16 protein-coding genes are annotated in these 18,174 nt (G+C 69.3%); 7 read left to right on the top strand and 9 right to left on the bottom strand.

The window, feature by feature from the left end; all coding sequences use genetic code 11:
- Positions 1-189: 189 nt before the first annotated feature.
- Positions 190-1,752, bottom strand: a complete 1,563-nt coding sequence (gene purF / locus ACFOW8_RS06155) for an amidophosphoribosyltransferase (protein WP_378548535.1) — start codon at positions 1,750-1,752, stop codon at positions 190-192.
- Positions 1,753-2,072: 320 nt separating this feature from the next.
- Between purF and ACFOW8_RS06150 the strand changes: the two genes are divergently transcribed.
- On the top strand, positions 2,073-3,314 hold the full coding sequence (locus ACFOW8_RS06150) for a YhgE/Pip domain-containing protein (RefSeq protein ID WP_378546693.1): 1,242 nt from the start codon (positions 2,073-2,075) through the stop codon (positions 3,312-3,314).
- A 152-nt stretch (positions 3,315-3,466) separates the two neighbouring features.
- Here the strand turns inward: ACFOW8_RS06150 and ACFOW8_RS06145 are convergent, their stop codons facing one another.
- Complete coding sequence (locus ACFOW8_RS06145; protein WP_378546690.1) at positions 3,467-3,871, bottom strand: sterol carrier family protein; 405 nt, start codon at positions 3,869-3,871, stop codon at positions 3,467-3,469.
- Between the two features lie 241 nt (positions 3,872-4,112).
- A complete protein-coding gene (locus tag ACFOW8_RS06140) occupies positions 4,113-4,745 on the bottom strand; it encodes a TetR/AcrR family transcriptional regulator (RefSeq protein WP_378546687.1) in 633 nt (210 codons plus the stop codon).
- An 82-nt stretch (positions 4,746-4,827) separates the two neighbouring features.
- On the opposite strand from ACFOW8_RS06140, the gene ACFOW8_RS06135 reads away from it, so the two are divergent.
- Genes ACFOW8_RS06135 through ACFOW8_RS06125 form a run of 3 tightly spaced genes read left to right on the top strand, consistent with a single transcriptional unit; the run spans position 4,828 to position 6,333 of the window.
- Positions 4,828-5,697 (top strand): alpha/beta fold hydrolase, encoded by an 870-nt coding sequence (locus ACFOW8_RS06135; RefSeq protein ID WP_378546684.1) that lies wholly within the window; start codon positions 4,828-4,830, stop codon positions 5,695-5,697.
- A 53-nt stretch (positions 5,698-5,750) separates the two neighbouring features.
- Complete coding sequence (locus tag ACFOW8_RS06130; RefSeq protein ID WP_378548532.1) at positions 5,751-6,026, top strand: type II toxin-antitoxin system RelE/ParE family toxin; 276 nt, start codon at positions 5,751-5,753, stop codon at positions 6,024-6,026.
- Positions 6,027-6,042: 16 nt separating this feature from the next.
- Positions 6,043-6,333 carry a HigA family addiction module antitoxin gene (locus ACFOW8_RS06125; RefSeq protein WP_378546681.1) on the top strand — a complete coding sequence of 97 codons (291 nt, stop codon included), beginning with the start codon at positions 6,043-6,045 and terminating at the stop codon, positions 6,331-6,333.
- On the opposite strand, the gene ACFOW8_RS06120 is transcribed toward ACFOW8_RS06125, so the two are convergent.
- Both ACFOW8_RS06120 and ACFOW8_RS06115 read right to left on the bottom strand, forming a co-directional pair.
- Positions 6,330-6,992 carry a CPBP family intramembrane glutamic endopeptidase gene (locus ACFOW8_RS06120; RefSeq protein ID WP_378546678.1) on the bottom strand — a complete coding sequence of 221 codons (663 nt, stop codon included), beginning with the start codon at positions 6,990-6,992 and terminating at the stop codon, positions 6,330-6,332. The genes ACFOW8_RS06125 and ACFOW8_RS06120 overlap by 4 nt on opposite strands.
- A gap of 196 nt (positions 6,993-7,188) precedes the next feature.
- Entirely contained in the window at positions 7,189-8,919 is a 1,731-nt protein-coding gene (locus tag ACFOW8_RS06115) for an alpha/beta hydrolase (RefSeq protein WP_378546675.1), read from the bottom strand.
- Positions 8,920-9,058: 139 nt separating this feature from the next.
- On the opposite strand from ACFOW8_RS06115, the gene ACFOW8_RS06110 reads away from it, so the two are divergent.
- Positions 9,059-9,349, top strand: a complete 291-nt coding sequence (locus tag ACFOW8_RS06110) for a YiaA/YiaB family inner membrane protein (protein ID WP_378548529.1) — start codon at positions 9,059-9,061, stop codon at positions 9,347-9,349.
- 48 nt (positions 9,350-9,397) lie between these two features.
- Here ACFOW8_RS06110 and ACFOW8_RS06105 read toward each other — a convergent pair whose 3' ends face one another.
- Entirely contained in the window at positions 9,398-11,173 is a 1,776-nt protein-coding gene (locus ACFOW8_RS06105) for an alpha/beta hydrolase (RefSeq protein WP_378546672.1), read from the bottom strand.
- Positions 11,174-11,255: 82 nt separating this feature from the next.
- Positions 11,256-13,550, bottom strand: coding sequence for a phosphoribosylformylglycinamidine synthase subunit PurL (purL, locus tag ACFOW8_RS06100; RefSeq protein ID WP_378546669.1), 2,295 nt, complete (start codon positions 13,548-13,550; stop codon positions 11,256-11,258).
- A gap of 166 nt (positions 13,551-13,716) precedes the next feature.
- Between purL and ACFOW8_RS06095 the strand changes: the two genes are divergently transcribed.
- Positions 13,717-15,012: a glycosyltransferase 87 family protein gene (locus tag ACFOW8_RS06095; RefSeq protein WP_378546666.1), complete on the top strand. Its 1,296-nt coding sequence runs from the start codon at positions 13,717-13,719 to the stop codon at positions 15,010-15,012.
- Positions 15,013-15,079: 67 nt separating this feature from the next.
- Here ACFOW8_RS06095 and ACFOW8_RS06090 read toward each other — a convergent pair whose 3' ends face one another.
- Both ACFOW8_RS06090 and ACFOW8_RS06085 read right to left on the bottom strand, forming a co-directional pair.
- Positions 15,080-16,372 carry a M18 family aminopeptidase gene (locus ACFOW8_RS06090; RefSeq protein WP_378546663.1) on the bottom strand — a complete coding sequence of 431 codons (1,293 nt, stop codon included), beginning with the start codon at positions 16,370-16,372 and terminating at the stop codon, positions 15,080-15,082.
- 47 nt (positions 16,373-16,419) lie between these two features.
- Positions 16,420-16,845, bottom strand: coding sequence for a MarR family winged helix-turn-helix transcriptional regulator (locus ACFOW8_RS06085; protein ID WP_378546660.1), 426 nt, complete (start codon positions 16,843-16,845; stop codon positions 16,420-16,422).
- 48 nt (positions 16,846-16,893) lie between these two features.
- Between ACFOW8_RS06085 and ACFOW8_RS06080 the strand changes: the two genes are divergently transcribed.
- On the top strand, positions 16,894-17,970 hold the full coding sequence (locus ACFOW8_RS06080; RefSeq protein ID WP_378546657.1) for a substrate-binding domain-containing protein: 1,077 nt from the start codon (positions 16,894-16,896) through the stop codon (positions 17,968-17,970).
- The last annotated feature ends 204 nt before the right edge of the window (positions 17,971-18,174 follow it).

Here is an 18,174-nt window from a genome sequence, read left to right as displayed (position 1 = left end):
CGAACGGTCCGGGGAACCGCACGACCAGATCCCGCACCTCGAGCACCGGCTCGGCATCGGCGTCGATGACGGGCCGCGCGGCGGTGGGCGCGCCGAGGTGCGGGACGGCGGCCAGCAGTTTCCTGGTGTAGTCGGCCACCGAGCTCGCGAACAGCTCGTCCACCGGCCCTCGACGCGAAAGGTTTTCCGCTACGGCCTGCTCAGCGCGTCCGCGTTGACGTTCTCGGCGAGCAGCTTCGCCTCGGGCTTGCCCGAGAGCATCCCCTCGAGCACGTTCTTGCCGATGGCCGCCTCCTCGGGCAGCGGGATCGGGTAGTCACCGGTGAAGCACGCGGTGCACAGCCGCGAGGCGGGCTGCTCGGTGGCCGCGATCATGCCCTCGGTGGAGATGTAGCCGAGGCTGTCGGCACCGATCGAACGGCGCACGTTCTCGACCATGTCGGTATAGCTGTCGTCGGACCCGGTGCCGTTGGCGATCAGTTCCGCCCGCGAAGCGAAATCGATACCGTAGAAGCAGGGCCACTTCACCGGCGGCGAGGCGATCCGCACGTGGATCTCCAGCGCGCCCGCCTCGCGCAGCATGCGGATCAGGGCGCGCTGGGTGTTGCCGCGCACGATCGAGTCGTCGACGACGATGAGCCGCTTGCCCCGGATCACCTCGCGCAGCGGATTGAGCTTGAGCCGGATGCCGAGCTGGCGGATGGTCTGGCTCGGCTGGATGAAGGTGCGGCCCACATAGGCGTTCTTCATCAGGCCCTGGCCGTAGGAGATACCGGAGCCCTGCGCGTAGCCGACCGCGGCGGGCGTGCCCGACTCTGGCACCGGGATCACCAGATCTGCCTCGACCGGGTTCTCCTTGGCCAGCCTGCGGCCGATGTCGACCCGAGTGGAGTGCACCGAGCGGCCGGCGATCGTGGTGTCTGGGCGGGCCAGGTACACGTACTCGAAGACGCAGCCCTTGGGTTCGGGATTGGCGAACCGCATCGAGCGCACGCCGTCGGAGTCGATCGCGAGCAGCTCGCCCGGCTCGATCTCGCGGACGAACGCCGCGCCGACGATGTCGAGCGCCGCCGTCTCCGAGGCGACCACCCAGCCGCGCTCCAGCCTGCCGAGCACCAGCGGACGCACCCCGTACGGATCACGCGCCGCGTACAGCGTGTGCTCGTCCATGAAGGTGAGGCAGAACGCGCCACGCAGCTGCGGCAGCAGCTCCATCGCGGCCTGCTCGATACTGGAGTCGGCCGCGGAATACGCGAGCAGCGCCGTGACGATGTCGGAGTCGGAGGTGGCGCCGGTCATCTGCGGGCGGCCGTCGACGACGCCGGCCCCGATCAGCCCGAGTTCACGGGCGCGCCCTGCCAACTCGGCGGTGTTGACCAGGTTGCCGTTGTGGCCGAGCGCGAGGCCGGAGCCGACGGCGGTGGTGCGGAAGATCGGCTGCGCGTTCTCCCAGGTGACCCCACCGGTGGTGGAGTAGCGGCAGTGACCGACGGCGATGTGGCCCGGCATCGCGCCGAGGGTCTGCTCGTCGAAGACCTGACTGACCAGGCCGAGATCCTTGAACACCAGGATCTGGGAGCCATCGGAGACGGCGATACCGGCCGCCTCCTGCCCGCGATGCTGCAGGGCGTACAGGCCGTAGTAGGTGAGCTTGGCGACGTCCTCGTCGGGAGCCCAGACGCCGAAGACGCCACACTCCTCGCGGGGTTCGTTCTCGGGCTGGTCTGCGGGCGCGGAAGTGCTGTCGATCATCGGATCGGCGTCATTCACCGTTTGCTCCCTGTTCGGGCGGGCTGGGGGCACCCGTCATTCTACGGGTGAACGGCGCCGGGTTGTACGCGCGCTCGCATCCGGGCAGCAATCCCGGTCGCGAACCCGCTGATCGGTTACCGCGAGCTGTTACCGTGCGCATCGTGACGACGGATGACAGCGCGCGCGAACCAGCCGATGGCACCGCTTCTGAACCTGAAAACACCAGGTCGGAGCCAAAAGATTCCGGTAAGCCCGAATCGGGCGGAGCGACCTCGGCCACATCTGGGCCGATTCGGCGGCACTGGTCCCACATTGTGGTGATGCCGACCCTGGTCCTCACGGTGCTCACCGCCCTGCTCGGGGTGATGTACCTCGGCTACGTGGCCGACCCTGAGGAGAACCTGCACGATTTCCCCATCGCGCTGGTCAATCTCGACGTCGGCGATGTGACCAGCACCGGTGAGCGAGTCGACTACGGCAAACAGGTGGCCGATGGACTGATCGCCAATGTGCCCGACGACAAGATCGACCTGCGGGTGGTCGGCAAGGCCGAGTCCGAGCAGTTGCTGCGCAATGCCCAGGTGTACGGCGCCGTCATCATCTCCGGTGATTTCAGCAAACGGCTGGGCAATCTCGGTGTCGGCAGTGTGGTCGCGGGTGAGATGGAGCGGCCGGTGATCACCCTGCAGACCAACCCCGGCATGGGCGCGTTCGGCACCCAGATCGTGCACCGCGTCGGCGATCAGGCGCTGGCCGAGGTCAACAAGCAGGTCGGCGATCAGCTCACCGGACAGGTGCGCGACACGCTCGCCCAGACCCCGGAGGGCGCGCCGGTCCCCGAGGTGTCCGGCGCGGCGATGCTCACCTTGGAGAGCCCGGTCGAGGTGGTATCGCAGGAGTTCCGGCCGCTGCCGTCCGGCACCGGCGAGGGCTTGACGGCGTTCTTCTACGCGCTGCTCCTGCTGCTGGCAGGCATGGTCGGTGGCATGGTGATCCACACCATGGTCGACGCCCACCTCGGCTTCGTCCCCACCGAGTACGGCCCCTGGTACGTGCACTACCCGACAGCCTCGATCTCCCGCTTCCACACCCTGCTCATCAAGTGGGCGGTGATGAGCGTGGTCTCGGTGGTGGTCTCGCTCGTGTTCCTGCTCGCGGCCAGGATCGTCGGCATGCCGGTCGACAACCCGCTCGCGCTGTTCCTGTTCTCGGTGCTGGCGATGGAGGCGGTCGGCTGGACCGCGCTGGCCTCGCTGGCCGCCCTCGGCACCGCGGGCCTGCTGGTGAACCTGGTCCTGTTCGTCATCCTCGGCCTGCCGTCCTCCGGTGGCACGGTCCCGATCGAGGCGATCCCCTCCCACTTCGTCTGGCTCGCCGATTTCGAACCGATGCACCAGGTCTTCCTCGGCGTCCGCTCCATCCTCTATTTCGACTCCAGCTACGAAGCGGGTCTCGACCGGGGCGTCTGGATGTCGCTGCTCGGCATCTTCCTCGCCGTCGTCGTCGGCGTCGCGGTGACGAAGTACTACGACTACAAGGGCCTGCACCGCACGAACGCCTGAGCATGACCCCTCTCGGGGTGCGGTTCTCATAACTGCACCCCGATAAGGGAGTCGCATCACCCCTACCGCAAGATCCCTCACGCGCTGTCTTCATCATGCTCAGCACGCTCCGCTGGGGCCGCGCGGCGCTCACATCCGGATATAGACCGGGATCACTCGGGTCCGCCCACCGGTCGGACCGGGACGATCGGGAGCCGGGCCGCGATCTCGGTGGCGCGGGTGCCTGAGACCGACAGGGCGCCGGAATCCACGGCGGCGTCGAAATCGAGCAAGCCGGTGGCCAGCAGGAGCCAGGTGCGCGGGTCGGTCTCCACCACGTTCGGCGGTGTCCCCCTGGTATGTCGCGGTCCATCGACGCACTGCACTGCCACGAACGGCGGCACCCGCACCTCCACCGAATGCCCTGGCGCGTCCGCCGCCAGCGCCCGCGCCGTGTTGCGCACCGCGGCGGCCAGCACCGACCGCTCCGGCACCGGAGCGTCCGCCGCCCGCAACCAGTCGGCCACCGCCGCCACCGCAGCCCGCACCGCCGCCGCATCCACCCGCCGTCCTGCCATTCCCCAACGCTACCGAGACCCCGCGCGACACCCGAATCGTCTGGTCGATGTGACGGCGGCGGCCGCCGAGGTGACGGCGGCACGAGCCGAGGCGGCGCGGCTGGAAGCGCGTGCTCTCGCGATTGCGGCCGCGACCGCGCGCAAGCTGGCCGCCGACGGTGTGCCCGTCCGCGATGGCGGCGCCGTCCTCGGCGTCTCGTTCCAGCGCGCCGCGCAACTCGCCAATTCCAGATCGCGCGGGTCAGTCGCTGCCGGCGGGCAGGGCGTCGATGCGGAGATCGAGGTAGTCACCCATCATCCGGCGGGCGTCCGCGCCGCCTAGCAGGGCCAGTCGTTTGGTGTGGGCGAGCAGCAGCAGGCCGGAGAGGTGGGCGAGCATGTCGGCGGTGATCTCGCGCGCGCGAGACTCGGTGGCGCCGAGTTCGATCAGGGCGGTGACCACCGGCGCGAGGCCGCGCAACATCGCCGCGTTGAGGCCCGCGTTCAGTTCGGCGCCGAGGCCGTGCGGGCGGATGCCGCCGCGGAACAGGTAGAAGCCGAGGTCCAGGTCGCGCGGGTTGGTGTCGTAGAAGTCGAAGAAGGCGAGGCCCGCGGCACGGAAGCGCTGGGCGGGGCTGTCCTCGGTCATGGCCGCGGCGACGGCGTCCGACAGCCGTTCCAGCGATTCGCCGAGCAGCGCGGCGTAGATGTGCTCCTTGCTCGGAAAGTAGGCGTAGAGGGCGCCGGGGGTATAGCCGGCGGCGGTGGCGATGGCCCGGATATTGGCCGCCTCGACGCCGTCCTCCTCGAAGATCGTCCTGGCCGCGCGCAGGATCATCGCCCGCTTCGCCTCGGCGATCTCGTCCCGCCGTCCGGCCCGGCTGGCTTCGGCCACTGGTCCCCACTTCCCTTCGGTCGGGGGCTCAGGCTACATTCTGAACAACGTTCAGCACAGTGAACAACGTTCAGGAGGTGTCATGCCGAGCTCCGCCGAAGCGCTCGAACCGACGACGCTGCGCTTGCGCGCCTGCGACGGACTCACCCTGGTCGCGGACAGTTTCGGGCCGACGGACGGGCCGCTGGTGGTGATGCTGCACGGCGGCGGGCAGAACCGGCACTCCTGGAAGCGCACCGGGCGGGCGCTCGCGGCGGCCGGAATGCGGGTGGTCGCGGTGGACGCACGCGGGCACGGCGACAGCGAATGGTCGCCGAACGGCAACTACACCCGCGATTCGCTGGTGGGCGATCTGCTCGGCGTGCTCGACCAGCTCGGCGCGACACCGGACAACGGCGCGGTGGTGGTCGGTGCCAGCATGGGCGGCATCACCGGCCTGCTCGCCACCGCGGCGCCCGGCGGCGCGGCGATCCGCGCGCTGGTGCTCGTCGATATCGTGCCGCGCTCGGAGGCGGCCGGGGTGGAACGGGTGATGGACTTCCTCGGCAAGCACCGCGACGGCTTCGACACCCTCGACCAGGTGGCCGACGCAGTCGCCGCCTACCTCCCGCACCGCCCCCGCCCGGACAACGCCGACGGCCTGCTCCGCAACCTCCGGCAGCGCGATGGCCGCTGGTACTGGCACTGGGACCCGGATCTGATCAGCAACCTGGACCGCGACCCCGGCGCCCGCATCGCCGAAATGGAAGCCGCCGCAGCGGCATTGACCATCCCGGTACTGCTGGTCCGCGGCGCCAAATCCGACGTCGTCAGCGACGAGGGCACCCAGGCCTTCCTCGCCCTCGCCCCGCACGCCCGCCTCGCCCAGATCGCCGCCGCCGCCCACACCGCCGCGGGCGACGACAACGACGCCTTCACCGACGCCGTCGCAGGCTTCGTCGCCACCGCCTGATCGGAATAGTATCGTTCCGCGATAGTATCGCCGTACGGTACTAGCGCTAGGCGATCCGCTCATTCAAGGATGGCGATACGGAGGCCATCTGGAACCTCGCCCACGTTAAGCGGTTCAGCCCCCAACTGGCCAGGACAGCGCGCGTCGAACTGCAGCTCATCGATGCGGCAGGAAACATCAACGACCTTCGTCTGCCACCAGGAAACCGACTCGGGAAGCTCAGCGGCAATCGCCAGGGCAAGTACAGCATCCGGGTCAACGATCAGTGGCGCCTCTGCTTCCGCTGGGACGACGAAGCTCACGACGTTGAACTGGTCGACTACCACTAGCAGAAAGGAGCCGACGATGCCCGACTTCATGCCCATTCATCCGGGCGAAATCCTCCTCACCGAATTCCTCGAGCCCCTCGGCATCAGCCAGTACGCGCTGGCCAAGGCAACGGGCCTCCCGCTGACCCGCATCAACGCCATCGTTCACGGCAGGCGTTCCATCAGCGCGGAAACCGGGCTCCGCCTCGCTCGCGGACTCGGACTGACGGACATGTTCTGGATCAACATGCAGGCCCGCTACGACGCCGATCTGGCGCGTGCCACGATCGCCGACGATCTCCTGCGCATCACCCCCCTGGCGGGTTAGCCGCGCGATCGCACCTCGATCCACTCCGCCGCGAGCGGCAGCATCGCGCCACCGGCATTGATCGCCAGGTGCAGGAGGGCGGGTGCCGTCGCGCTGCCTGTATGGCGGCGCAGGGCGCTGAAGACCAGGCCGGCCAGGGTGGTGAGTGCGACGGTGCCCGGCACCGATTCGCCGGTGGCGCGGGCCGGGTGCACATGGCAGAGGCCGAAGTCGAGTGCGCCGAGTGCGGCGGCGTGGTGCGGCTCGGCCACCTCGTCGAGCAGCGGATCGAGGGTGCCACGGAACACCGCCTCCTCGGCCAGCACGGTGCCGACCGGAATGTGCAGCACGATCCATTCCAGTGTCGACGTCTCCGGCACCCGCTCGGCGACCTCGAGCGGCAGCCGCCGTAGCGCCGGAATCATCAGCGCGACAATGTAACCCGCGAAGACCAGCGCCGAGCTGCCGAGCCCCCAGCGAAATCCACTGGCCGACAACCAGTTGGGGCTGCCGCCGAATACCGCGCGATACCCGAACGCGAATGCCACATTCGCCACGGTCCGCCCACGCAACCGCAACTCCAGTGCCGGCAGTGCCCGATTACTCCACAGCACCGGTATTCCCAGCGCGGCCGCGATCCGTGCCCGGCGCCCGAGCCGTTTCACCGCACGGTCCCGCACCCGCGCTCGACCTCGAAGCCCGGCCCGGAACCGGCATAGAGCCGCTGCCGAACCAGGTTGTTCCCACCGGAGCGCGGCGCCACGGCCGGACCACGACACTCACGTCTGAGCCCCGCACCGAAGCCGGACACCGTCGCGGCCCGGCCCCTGCCGAATTCGGCGAGCCGCGTCCGAGCCGAGTGCGTCGCGCCGCGCATCACTTCACCTCCCGCTCGAACTCCTCGGCCGATTCCAGCGCTGCCCTGATCCTTTCGATCACCTCGGCACTCACCCCCGGCGGCTCGGCCACGGCCAGCCACCCGTCCAGCACCAGCGTCCCGTACCGGTGCCCGTGCCCGTCGGACACCCCCTGCGCATTGGTCAGATCGGCGGTGACCTGCCAGAACGTCACGAACGGCGCCCAGCGCATCTGGGTGGACACATCGGGGCCGCGCGGCTCGCTCAGCCAGTCCGGCTGGGTGAGAATCAGATCGGCCGACCACCAGACGATGGGATCGGAGGGATGCTGCAGGTAGGCGATGCGTGGCTCCAGCCATGTGGCGGGCGGACCGAGATCGCCTGCGTCATCGGCGAATCGGACGACCAGTCCGTCGGCGTAGACCGGCGCCACCTCCGGTGAGCCGGGATCGCGCCGGTCGACGAACTGCCGCCACAACCGATTCGAGTTCGGCGGGCCGACCCACAGCGCGCCGTCGACCTGTTCCCGTAGATCGGCCAGCCCGTCGAAGGCTTCCTCCGAGCCCTGCGACCCCAAGCTCTCCCCGTAGACGAACAGCTCGGGCCGCTGCCCCTCCGGTTGCTGTGACCAGCGCCGATGCACCGCGTCGAACAACTCGCGGCTGGCCGTGGCCGCTTTCTCCCGGTCGGACAGGAACGACAGCACGCTGGGCAGATACGAGTACTGCGTGGCCACGATCGCGGTGTCGCCGCCGTAGAGATACTCGAGCGCGCCCGCGGCCATCGCGTTGACCCACCCGGTGCCGGTGGTCGTCACCACCACCATGGCCGAACGCTCGAACGCCTTGGTGCGCTCCAGTTCCGCGACGGCCAGTTCGGCCGCAGTCTGCTCGCCCTCGACCGACTCCAAGCCCACGTACGCCCGAATCGGTTCCAGCGCGGCCTGTCCCGTGACGGCGGTGATGTCCGCGGCGCTCGGCCCGTTGGCGACGAACCACCGCCCCTCGAAGCCGAGGGTCCGCCACGGGGCCAGCGAGCCCGCGCTACCCGAGCGTTCCGGCTGCACCGGCTGCACCGCGAATTCCGACATGCGGTCGTTGCGCACGCTGAAGGCGGAGTTGGCCACCGCGAAGAACGCCCGCGAGGCCACCCCGTTGAAGATCGTCACCGCGAACACCACCAGCACCAGCGCGCCTGCCGCGGGCGCCAGCTCCCGTGGCACCCGAACCCACCGATTGAGCTGGCGGGCCAGCACCAGCACGAGCACCCGCAGCGTCCGGTAAGCGGCCACCACCGCGATCCCCACCGCGACGCTGAGCAGCCCGGTGCGCAGGTACGCGGGGGTGGTGGTGCCGGTCATTCCCATCAGCGAGGTGATCTCGCGCTGCCAGCGCGCCGACTGCACCAACATCAGCGCCGCGACCAGCGCGCACACCACCAGCACTGTCGCCTTGATCCCGTACCGCACCCGGTCGGACGGGCTGGGAATCGGGATACGCGCCCGCACCCAGCGCCGGAAGAGCCACTCCAGCACGCACCCGAGCCCGTAGCCGATGGCGGCGTTGATCCCGCTGATCAGGCCCTGGAACAGCCAATCCCGTGGCACCAGCGACGGCGTCACCGACAGCGCGAAGAACAGCGTGGCGAGTGCGAGGCCGGGATAGTTGAGGTCGACCACCGCCTCGACGCGGCGCAACACCGCGGCGCCGCGCGTACGCAGCGACTCGAGGGTGGAGCCTTGGGCCGACACCGGTCCAGTATGGCTGGCGGCACCGACAGCACACGCCAGGTCGGCGCGTGCGGGTCGTCACGTCCGCACCGCGCAGACAACTACCCATCGCACTCGAGTAGTTTCCCGCAGCCGGGCCGGGCGCCCGATCCGCACACTGATCAGCATGAGTTCCGCCAAGCCGAAGAACACCTCGGCCTACCTGGTCCAGGCGGTAATCGCCTTCGCCGTCAGTCTGTTCGGCACCGCGGCAGGCGTCTACTACCTGCCGCTGGACACCTGGCAGCGCGGCTTCCTCGCGATGTCGGGCCTGTTCCTGGTGACCAGCTGTTTCACCCTCGCCAAGGTCGTGCGCGACCAGCACGAGGCGCAGTCGCTGATCGGACGGATCGACGAGCCTCGGCTCGAACAGCTGATCGCCGAACACAATCCGTTCCGGTCGGGGTCGTAGCCGGGACGGGGCAGCGGTGATCGAGGGGTTCGGCGCTGCCCCACCAGGCTACTTCAGCTGATGTTCCATGGCCGCCGACTCGACCAGGAACGCCTTGATCCGCGCCGCCAGTTCCGGTGTGTAGTCCGGCGGTTGGGCCACCATCGCCCAAGCGTCGGGCACCACGTTGCCGTAGTTGTGGCCATGCCCGTTCGAGACCGATTGCGCGCGTGGCAGATCCGCCGCGACCTGCCAGAACGTGACGATCGGATACCACGACATGGCCGATGCCACATCGGGTCCGCGCCGCTCGGTGAGCCAGTCCGGCCGCTCGAACAGCAGATCCGGCGACCACCACACCACCGGATCCGAGGCGTGCTGCAGGTAGACGATGCGCGGGTCGGTCCACTTGTCCGAGGGCTGCGTCAGCTGCTGCGCGCTGGACGCGAACCGCACCGAGAGCCCGTCGGCGAAGATCGGGGTGATCTCCTCGGTACCGGGATCGCGACGCCGCACGAACTCCGACCACAGCCGGTTGGAGTTGGGCGGGCCGACCCACAGCACCCCGTCGGTGCGGTTGCGGATATCGGCCAGCCCGGAGAACGCGCCCTCCGAACCTTGCGAACCCAGGCTCTCGCCGTAGACGAGCAGCTTGGGCCGCGTCTGTTCGGGCAGCGCGGCCCAGCGTTCGTAGACCTTGTCGAACAGCAAGCGGCCCATGGTCATCGACTTGTCGCGATCGGAAAGGAACGACAGCGCGCTCGGCAGATACGAATACTGGGTCGCCACCAGCGCGGTGTCACCGCCGAACATCAGCTCGACCGATTCCGCCGAGGTCGAATCCACCCAGCCGGTGCCGGTCGTGCTGATCACCACCAGCACCGCGCGCTCGAACGCCCCGGTCCGGTCGAGTTCGGCGATGGCGAGATCGGCCTGTGCCTCGAAGCCGTCGGCCGATTCCAGCCCGGTGTAGACCCGGATGGGTTCGCGCGCCGGCTTGCCGGTGACCTGCGAGATGGCCAGCGCGGTCGGCGCATTGGACACGAACCAGCGGCCCTCGGAGCCGAGGGTGTCCCAGGCCGCCAGCGAATCGGGGCTGCCGGATCGCTCCGGCAGCGTCGGCTGGATCGCGTGCGCGGAGGTGTGGCTGTTGCGTGCGCTGAACGCCGAGTTCGCCACGGCGAAGAAGGCTTTCGCCAGCACGCCGTTGAAGAGCAGCACCGCGACGACCCCGACCACCAGCGCACCGAGCGGTTTCGCCACCGAGGTGGGTATCCGCACCCAGCGGTTCAACCCACGAGCGACGCTGCGGGCGAGCCGGGCGATCGCGCGCGAGATCCAGATCAGCAGCCCCACCACCACCGCGCCGACCAGCAGGGTGCGCAGATAGCCGGAATCGCCGATCGGCGCCATGTCCATCAGATCGGTGATCTCCCGCTGCCAGTGCCCGGACTGGATCGTCATCAGGATCGACGCGATCAGGCAGACCACCACGACGGCCGCCTTCAGCGCGAGCCCGGTCCAGCTCGGCCTGCTCGCCCACAGCTCGGCGGCACGAGCGGGCAGGGTGAGCCGCGGGGTCACCCACCGACGCCAGGCCCAGGCGAGCAGACAGCCGAGGCCGTAGCCGATGGTGGCGTTGATCCCGCTGACCAGCCCCTGGAAGAACCAGTCGCGCGGCAGCAGCGACGGCGTCATCGACCAGCAGAACAGGATCGTGGCCACCACGAGGCCGGTGTAGTTCGGGTGGAAGAACCGCTCGGCCAGGTGAAGTGCCCGGACGAGCGGATTCGCGGGGCCTTGCGGTGTGGTGGCCGCCCGCTCGGCGGTGTCCTGCACGGTCATCGTCGTTCCCTCCGCTCCGAGCCGGAACACTCAGGCGTGAGCCCTGGTCATGCCGCGCTACCGCCGCGCCGACGCCTACCGATCAGGCGGTATGCGCTCCGAACAGCTTAGGCAGCGTGCCCTCGAACGCCTCGCGCAATTCGGCGAGTGTCACCGAGAACTGCCCCTGCACCTCGATCGAATCCGAACCCTGGTCGACCACGCCGATGCGGACCCACGGCAGCTGCCGCGCATCGCACATCTTGGTGAACCTGGTCTCCTCCGAACGCGGCACCGCGACGAGCACCCGGCCCGCCGACTCGGAGAACAGCTCGACGAACGGATCGGAACCCTCGGGCAGGATGATGCGGCACCCGGTCTCCCCGGCCAGCGCGGCCTCGACCACGGTCTGTGCCAGGCCGCCCTCGGACAGGTCGTGCGCGGCCGAGATCATGCCGTCACGCGATCCGGAGGTGAGCACCTCCGACAGCAACTGCTCGCGGGCGAAGTCGACCTTCGGCGGCACACCACCGAGATGATCGTGCACCACCTGCGACCAGATCGAGCCGTCCAGCTCGTCGCGGGTCTCGCCGAGCAGGATCAGCGACTCCCCCGGCTCCAGCCCGAGCCCGGTGGGGATGCGGCGGTGCACGTCGTCGATCACGCCGAGCACGCCGACCACCGGGGTCGGCAGGATGGCGTCCTTGCCGGTCTGGTTGTAGAAGCTCACGTTGCCGCCGGTCACCGGAATGCCGAGGGCCGCGCAGCCGTCCGCGAGACCGCGCACGGCCTGCTGGAACTGCCACATCACGCCCGGATCCTCCGGCGAACCGAAGTTCAGGCAGTTGGTGACGGCCTTCGGGGTGGCGCCGGTGGTGGCGACATTGCGGAAGGCCTCGGCCAGCGCCAGCTGCGCGCCGGTGTACGGGTCGAGCTTGGTGTAGCGGCCCGAGGCGTCGGTGGCCAGCGCGATGCCACGGCCGGACTCCTCGTCGATGCGCACCACGCCCGCGTCGGCGTGCTCGGCGAGCACGGTGTTGCCGCGCACATAACGGTCGTACTGCTCGGTGATCCACTTGCGGCTGCACAGCTGCGGGCTGGCGATCATCGTCAGCAGCGTCTCGCGCAGTTCGTCGGCCGTCTTGGGCCGCGGCAGGTTCGCGGTGGTGTCGGCGATCAGGGCGTCCTGGGTGTCGGGACGCCGCAGCGGGCGCTCGTAGACCGGGCCCTCGTGCGCGACGGTGCGCGGCGGCACGTCGACCACGGTCTCGCCGTGCCAGGTGATGACGAGGTGGTCGCCGTCGGTGACCTCACCGATGACGGTGGCGAGCACGTCCCACTTCTTGCAGACGGCCATGAACGCGTCCACATTCTCCGGGGTGACCACCGCGCACATGCGCTCCTGCGATTCGCTCGACAGGATCTCGGCGGGGGTCATGTGCTTGGCGCGCAGCGGGACCTTGGTCAGGTCGATGTGCATGCCGCCGTCGCCCGCCGCGGCGAGCTCGGAGGTGGCGCAGGACAGCCCGGCGCCGCCGAGGTCCTGGATGCCGACGACCAGCCCGGCCCGGTACAGGTCCAGACAGCATTCGATGAGCACCTTCTCGGTGAACGGGTCACCGACCTGCACTGCGGGCAGCTTCTTGCGGCCGGTGCCGGTCTCTTCGCCGGAGAAGGTGTCCGAGGCGAGCACGGACACGCCACCGATGCCGTCGAGGCCGGTGCGCGCGCCGAACAGGATGATCTTGTTGCCCGCGCCGGAGGCGAAGGCCAGGTGCAGGTCCTCCACCCGCATCGCGCCCGCGCAGAGCGCGTTCACCAGCGGGTTGCCCTGGTAGGAGGCGTCGAAGACGGTCTCGCCGCCGACATTGGGCAGGCCGAGGGAGTTGCCGTAACCACCGATGCCGCGGACCACGCCGTCGACGACGCGGCGGGTGTCGTGGGCATCCGCGGCGCCGAAGCGCAGCTGGTCCATCACCGCGATCGGGCGCGCGCCCATCGCCATGATGTCGCGCACGATGCCGCCGACGCCGGTGGCCGCGCCCTGGTACGGCTCCACGTAGGACGGATGGTTGTGGCTCTCCACCTTGAAGGTGACCGCCCAGCCGTCACCGATGTCGACCACACCGGCGTTCTCGCCGATGCCCGCCAGCATCGAGGCCTTCATCTCGGGAGTGGTGGTCTCGCCGAAGTAGCGCAGATGCACCTTGGAGGACTTGTAGGAGCAGTGCTCGCTCCACATCACGGAGTACATCGCCAGCTCGGCGTCGGTGGGCCGACGGCCGAGAATCTCCTTGATGCGGGCGTACTCGTCGTCTTTGAGACCGAGTTCCTTGTACGGCTGCGGAGCATCCGGGGTGGCTGCGGCGGTAGCGACGGTGTCGACCTGCAGTGTCACGGGAGACCAGGGTCCTTTCGGCCGGGGGAACTTGAGTCCCGAGTCTAATTGGCCGCGTCGCGGCCGCCCGCCCCGGCCCGCACGTTGGGACCGACGTGAGCGACCTCGCACGCAGCCTGGTCACACCTGCGCTTGGACCGGGTGCCGACCCGTTAGTCTGACGGCCGTGAACGAGAGACCGGGGATTGCCGAGCAGGCCGAGCCGCCTGTTCCCGTGCGGGACGCGGTGCCGAGTTCCACGCCTGCCGGATCTCCGGCGGATTCCGCCACCGACGACCGCAGACGCCGCTGGCTGGCCGCCGCGATCGGGCTGTTCGTGTTCTCCGCGACCGCCGCGATCCTCGCGCACTGGTGGCACGGCTACATCGACCTGCAGGTCTACCGCAACGGTGCCAGGGTCTGGCTCGACGGCGGCGACCTCTACGGCCCGATGCCCCCGGTCTACGGACTCGGCCTGCCGTTCACCTATCCCCCGCTGGCCGCGGCGTTCTTCGTGCCGCTGGCGCTGATGCCGCTGCCGGTGGCCGAGATCGTGGTGCTGCTCAGCTCGTTGCTCAGCCTGGGCATCGTGCTGTGGCTGGTCCTGGTGCGGGTACGTCCCCAGCTGGACCGGATCTCGGTGCTCACGTTGGTGATCGCCGCTCTCGGCCTCGCCCAGTTCCTCGAACCGGTGCGCCAGACGTTCAACTTCGGTCAGATCAACCTGATCCTGATGGCGGTGATCGCCCTCGACGTGCTGGTCCGCAAGCCGGTCTGGCCGCGCGGCATGCTCATCGGCATCGCCGTCTCGATCAAGCTGATCCCCGCGGCCTATCTGCTGTACTTCCTGCTACGCAGGGACTGGAAGGCCGCAGGCACCATGGTGGCGTCGGCCGCGGGCGCGATCGGCATCGGCTTCCTGCTCTTCCCGAACGATTCGGTGGAGTACTGGTTCCACACCATCGTCGACACCGGCCGCATCGGCACGCCGTACTTCGCGGGCAACCAGTCGATCAAGGGCACCCTGTTCCGGCTCGGCCTCGACGAGTCGGTGGCGACCGGGCTGTGGCTGGCGCTCTCGGCGCTGACCGTCGCGCTGGCCGCGGTGTGGATGTACCGCCTGCTCGGCGCGGGGCATCGGGTCCAGGCGCTGCTGGTGAACGCCGCCGCGGTGCTGCTGGTCTCGCCGGTGTCGTGGTCGCATCACTGGGTGTGGGTCGCCCCGGCGCTGGTGGTGGCCGTGGATCAGGCCGTGCGCCGTCGCTCACGCGTGTTCAGCGTGATTGTCGGGCTGTTCACGGTGCTGTTCGTCGTCGGCCCGCAGTGGGTGCTGCCACACGCGGACGGCAAGGAACTCGCCTGGTCGTGGTGGCAGCAGATCCTCGGCAGCAGCTACGTGTGGGCGACGTTCGCGGTGATCGCCTATGCGGTGGTCACCTATCGGCCCGATCGCGCGGCGGCGGCCGCGAATCGACCGCGCTGAGCGGCCACGAATCGATGAACCGGTCCCGATTCCGACCGATCGACGCGATTGTGTTGCCGCAGCCTGGTCATTCCTCGATCGCAGGCGTGAGGAAGGCGGCGAGCGCGGCGGCGTAGGCGGGCACATCGGCCGCGCCCATGAGTTCCCGGCACGAGTGCATGGCGAGTTGTGGTGCGCCGATATCGACGGTGGTGATTCCGGTGCGCGCCGCGGTCATCGGGCCGATGGTGGAACCGCAGGGCAGATCGGCGCGATGCACATAGCGCTGCAACGGAACTCCCGCCTGCGCGCAGGCCAGCGCGAACGCGCCTGCGCCCGCGGCGTCGGTGGCGTAGCGCAGGTTCTGGTTCACCTTGAGTACCGGCCCACCGCCGACCTCGATCCGGTGCGCCGGCTCGTGCCGGTCGGGGTAGTTGGGGTGCGTGGCATGCGCCATGTCACCGGAGGCGACCACCGAACCGGCAAGTGCGGCAAGGTAGTCCGCGCGGCCGCCGCCGCGGGCGAGCACGATCCGCTCCAGCACGGCGGGCAGCAGATCCGACTGCGCGCCCCGATCGGACTGGCTGCCCACCTCCTCGTGATCGAACATCACCAGCACCGGGGTCGCCGCGCCGGGGTCATCGATGGCGGCGAGGAACGCCTGCAGGCCCGCGTAGCAAGTGCCTTGATTGTCCAGCCGGGGCGCGCTGACCAGGTCGTTGTCGCGACCGACCAGCGTGCTCGCCGCCAGATCATGGGTCATCAGTTCCCAGCCGAGCACATCGGCGCCGTCGGCCCCGGCCCGCTCGGCCACGAAATCCAGGAACGAAGCGGGTGAATCACCGGTCCCCCAGATGGCGTTCACGTGCCGCTGCGGATCCAGCGTCACCCCGCGCCGGTCCTCGGACAGGTGGATCGCCAGCTGTGGCACCCGCAGGATCGGCTCGTCGATCCGCACCAGCACATCACGCATCTTGGCGCCGTCGCGCACGCTGAGGCGGCCGGAGATCCCGAGTTCGCGGTCGAGCCACGAGTTCAGCCAGGCGCCGCCATAGGGTTCGAGCCCGACCAGCTGCCAGCCCGCCGCCGCCAGATCGGGATGCTGTTTCACCCGCAGGTTCGGGCTGTCGGTATGCGCGCCGACCACCCGGAACGGGTCGGTGGGCGCGGCGTCGTAATCGGCCCAGGCGATCAGCGAACCACCGCGCACTACAAAGTGTTTCCCACCCGCGCTGTCCCACGCCCGCGCCTCCGGCAGTGGCGTGAATCCGTTGGCCACCAATTCCTCGGCGACCGTCGCGCACACGTGGAACGGCGACGGCGATGCGTCGATGAAGGCACACAGGCCACTCGCCGTGGCCGCAGTCAGGGATACGGGCATGCTGCGATCCTAGGCAGATCGCCGCGGCCGGGCAGGCGGACGGTGTGTCAATCCAGCTCGGCGATGACCGATAGGGCGGTCAGCAGGTCACCGTAGCGGCGGGCGCCGAGGCGGGCGCGCAATTCGTCTTCGGCGAGTTTTTCCGAGGCCCTGACCCGGCCGACGAGCTTGGCGCCCAAGCTGCTCAGGCCGATCAGGATCCGCCTGCGGTCGTCGGTGGCGGCGACCCGGAAGATCAGGCCGCGTTCGGCGAGAAAGTCGGCGTGCCGGGTGGCCGAGGACGGAGCGAGCCGCGCCGCGGCGGCCAAATCCGACATGGTCATCCCGTCGTCGTTGGACAGCTGCGACAGAATGGCCCAATGGTCGGCGGTGAGATTCTCCGCCGACAACGCCGATTCGATGCGCCGGACCCAGTTACGCTCGGCTGAACGCAGCGCGCCGTGCAGGGTGGAACACCCACTTATGATGGTCACCGATCGTATTCCCCACCTGGCCGAGTAATTCAAGCGATAGAGTACAGAATGCCAACGCGCGACGAGAGCCGGGAGGAAACGATCGAGATTCTCTCGATCGTGCCGACTCAGGGGCCTGCTGGCATCATCGCGCCGTCGTGTACCGCGGCCATTTCCCTCGCGGTCGACGAAATCAACAGTGGCACCGGAATTCTCGGCCGGGAAATCCGGCTCACCACCATCGATGGTGGCCGTTCACCGTACGCCGTCGCCGCCGAGGTCGAGGCGTTCCTCGCCACCGGAATGGTCGGCGCGATCACCGGCTGGCACACCTCGGCGGTGCGCCGCGCGGTCGCCGACGCGGTCGGCGGACGAGTTCCGTATCTTTACGCCACCGATCACGAGGGCCTGCCCGACGAACGTCCCGGCGTGCTGCTGGTCGGCGAGCATCCCGATCATCAGACCGTGCCCGCCGTCGCCTGGTTGCGGCGCGAACTCGGAGTGCGCCGATGGGCGGTGATCGGCAACGACTACATCTGGCCACGGCAGACCGTGCACGCGCTGCGCCGCGCGCTGCCGTCACCCGCCGACATCGTGGCCGAGCAGTATGTCCCGCTCGGTACCACCGACTTCCGCGCCTTTCTCGACAGCCCGGCCCTGCTCCGCGCCGACGCGGTGCTGATCCTGCTGGTCGGCGCCGACACCGCCCGCTTCAACCGGCAGTTCACCGCGGCCGGGCTGGCGACCGCGATGGCCCGGTTGAGCCCGGCGGTCGACGAGAACGTGCTGTTGAGCGCGGGGCCGGGAGCCAATACCGACCTGTATGTGGCGTCGAGCTTCTTCGTCGACGAGCACACCGCCGACGGCCGCGCCCGCCGCGCCCGCTACCGCAGGCACCAGGGCGAATTCGCCCCTGCCCTGACCACGTTCAGCAACTCCACCTACGAGGCGATGCACCTGCTACGCACCCTCGCCGACACGGTGGGCACCCTCGACGTGCCGACCATCACCGCGCACCTGTCCAGCGGCGTCGTCCTGGACGGCCCGTCGACCCGCCGCGGCTTCCTCGGAAACCAAGCCGTCGGCCCCGCATATCTCGCGAAGGCCGACGGAGTGTTCTTCGACATCATCGAGCAACTGCCCTAGCAACCCACGCGAACCAGAGAAGGGTCATGCCGCGCAGCGACTCGAGCGCGCCAGCAAACCCAGCCCCGCACGACCCGACCTCGAGGAGGGTCCGCCGACGAAGTCGGCGGTCGCGGCCCGTCCCGTCGATCAGGCGCCGTTGCGCAAGCGACGAAGGAGCAAGCAACGGCGCCTGATCGACGGGACCCAAGGGGGCCGCGACTC

This window comes from Nocardia rhizosphaerae, from assembly GCF_042650365.1.
Classification (GTDB): domain Bacteria; phylum Actinomycetota; class Actinomycetes; order Mycobacteriales; family Mycobacteriaceae; genus Nocardia; species Nocardia rhizosphaerae.
Note: the sequence above shows the minus strand (reverse complement) of the source record. Positions and strands in the feature narration are given on the sequence as shown.

Coding starts and splice junctions, on each gene's coding strand:
- ACFOW8_RS06125 (WP_378546681.1), top strand. CDS start 6,043: ATGCCCGACTTCATGCCCATTCATCCGGGCGAAATCCTCCTCACCGAA.
- ACFOW8_RS06080 (WP_378546657.1), top strand. CDS start 16,894: ATGCCAACGCGCGACGAGAGCCGGGAGGAAACGATCGAGATTCTCTCG.
- ACFOW8_RS06105 (WP_378546672.1), bottom strand. CDS start 11,173: ATGACCGTGCAGGACACCGCCGAGCGGGCGGCCACCACACCGCAAGGC.
- ACFOW8_RS06135 (WP_378546684.1), top strand. CDS start 4,828: ATGCCGAGCTCCGCCGAAGCGCTCGAACCGACGACGCTGCGCTTGCGC.
- purF (WP_378548535.1), bottom strand. CDS start 1,752: ATGATCGACAGCACTTCCGCGCCCGCAGACCAGCCCGAGAACGAACCC.
- ACFOW8_RS06090 (WP_378546663.1), bottom strand. CDS start 16,372: ATGCCCGTATCCCTGACTGCGGCCACGGCGAGTGGCCTGTGTGCCTTC.
- ACFOW8_RS06145 (WP_378546690.1), bottom strand. CDS start 3,871: ATGGCAGGACGGCGGGTGGATGCGGCGGCGGTGCGGGCTGCGGTGGCG.
- ACFOW8_RS06150 (WP_378546693.1), top strand. CDS start 2,073: ATGCCGACCCTGGTCCTCACGGTGCTCACCGCCCTGCTCGGGGTGATG.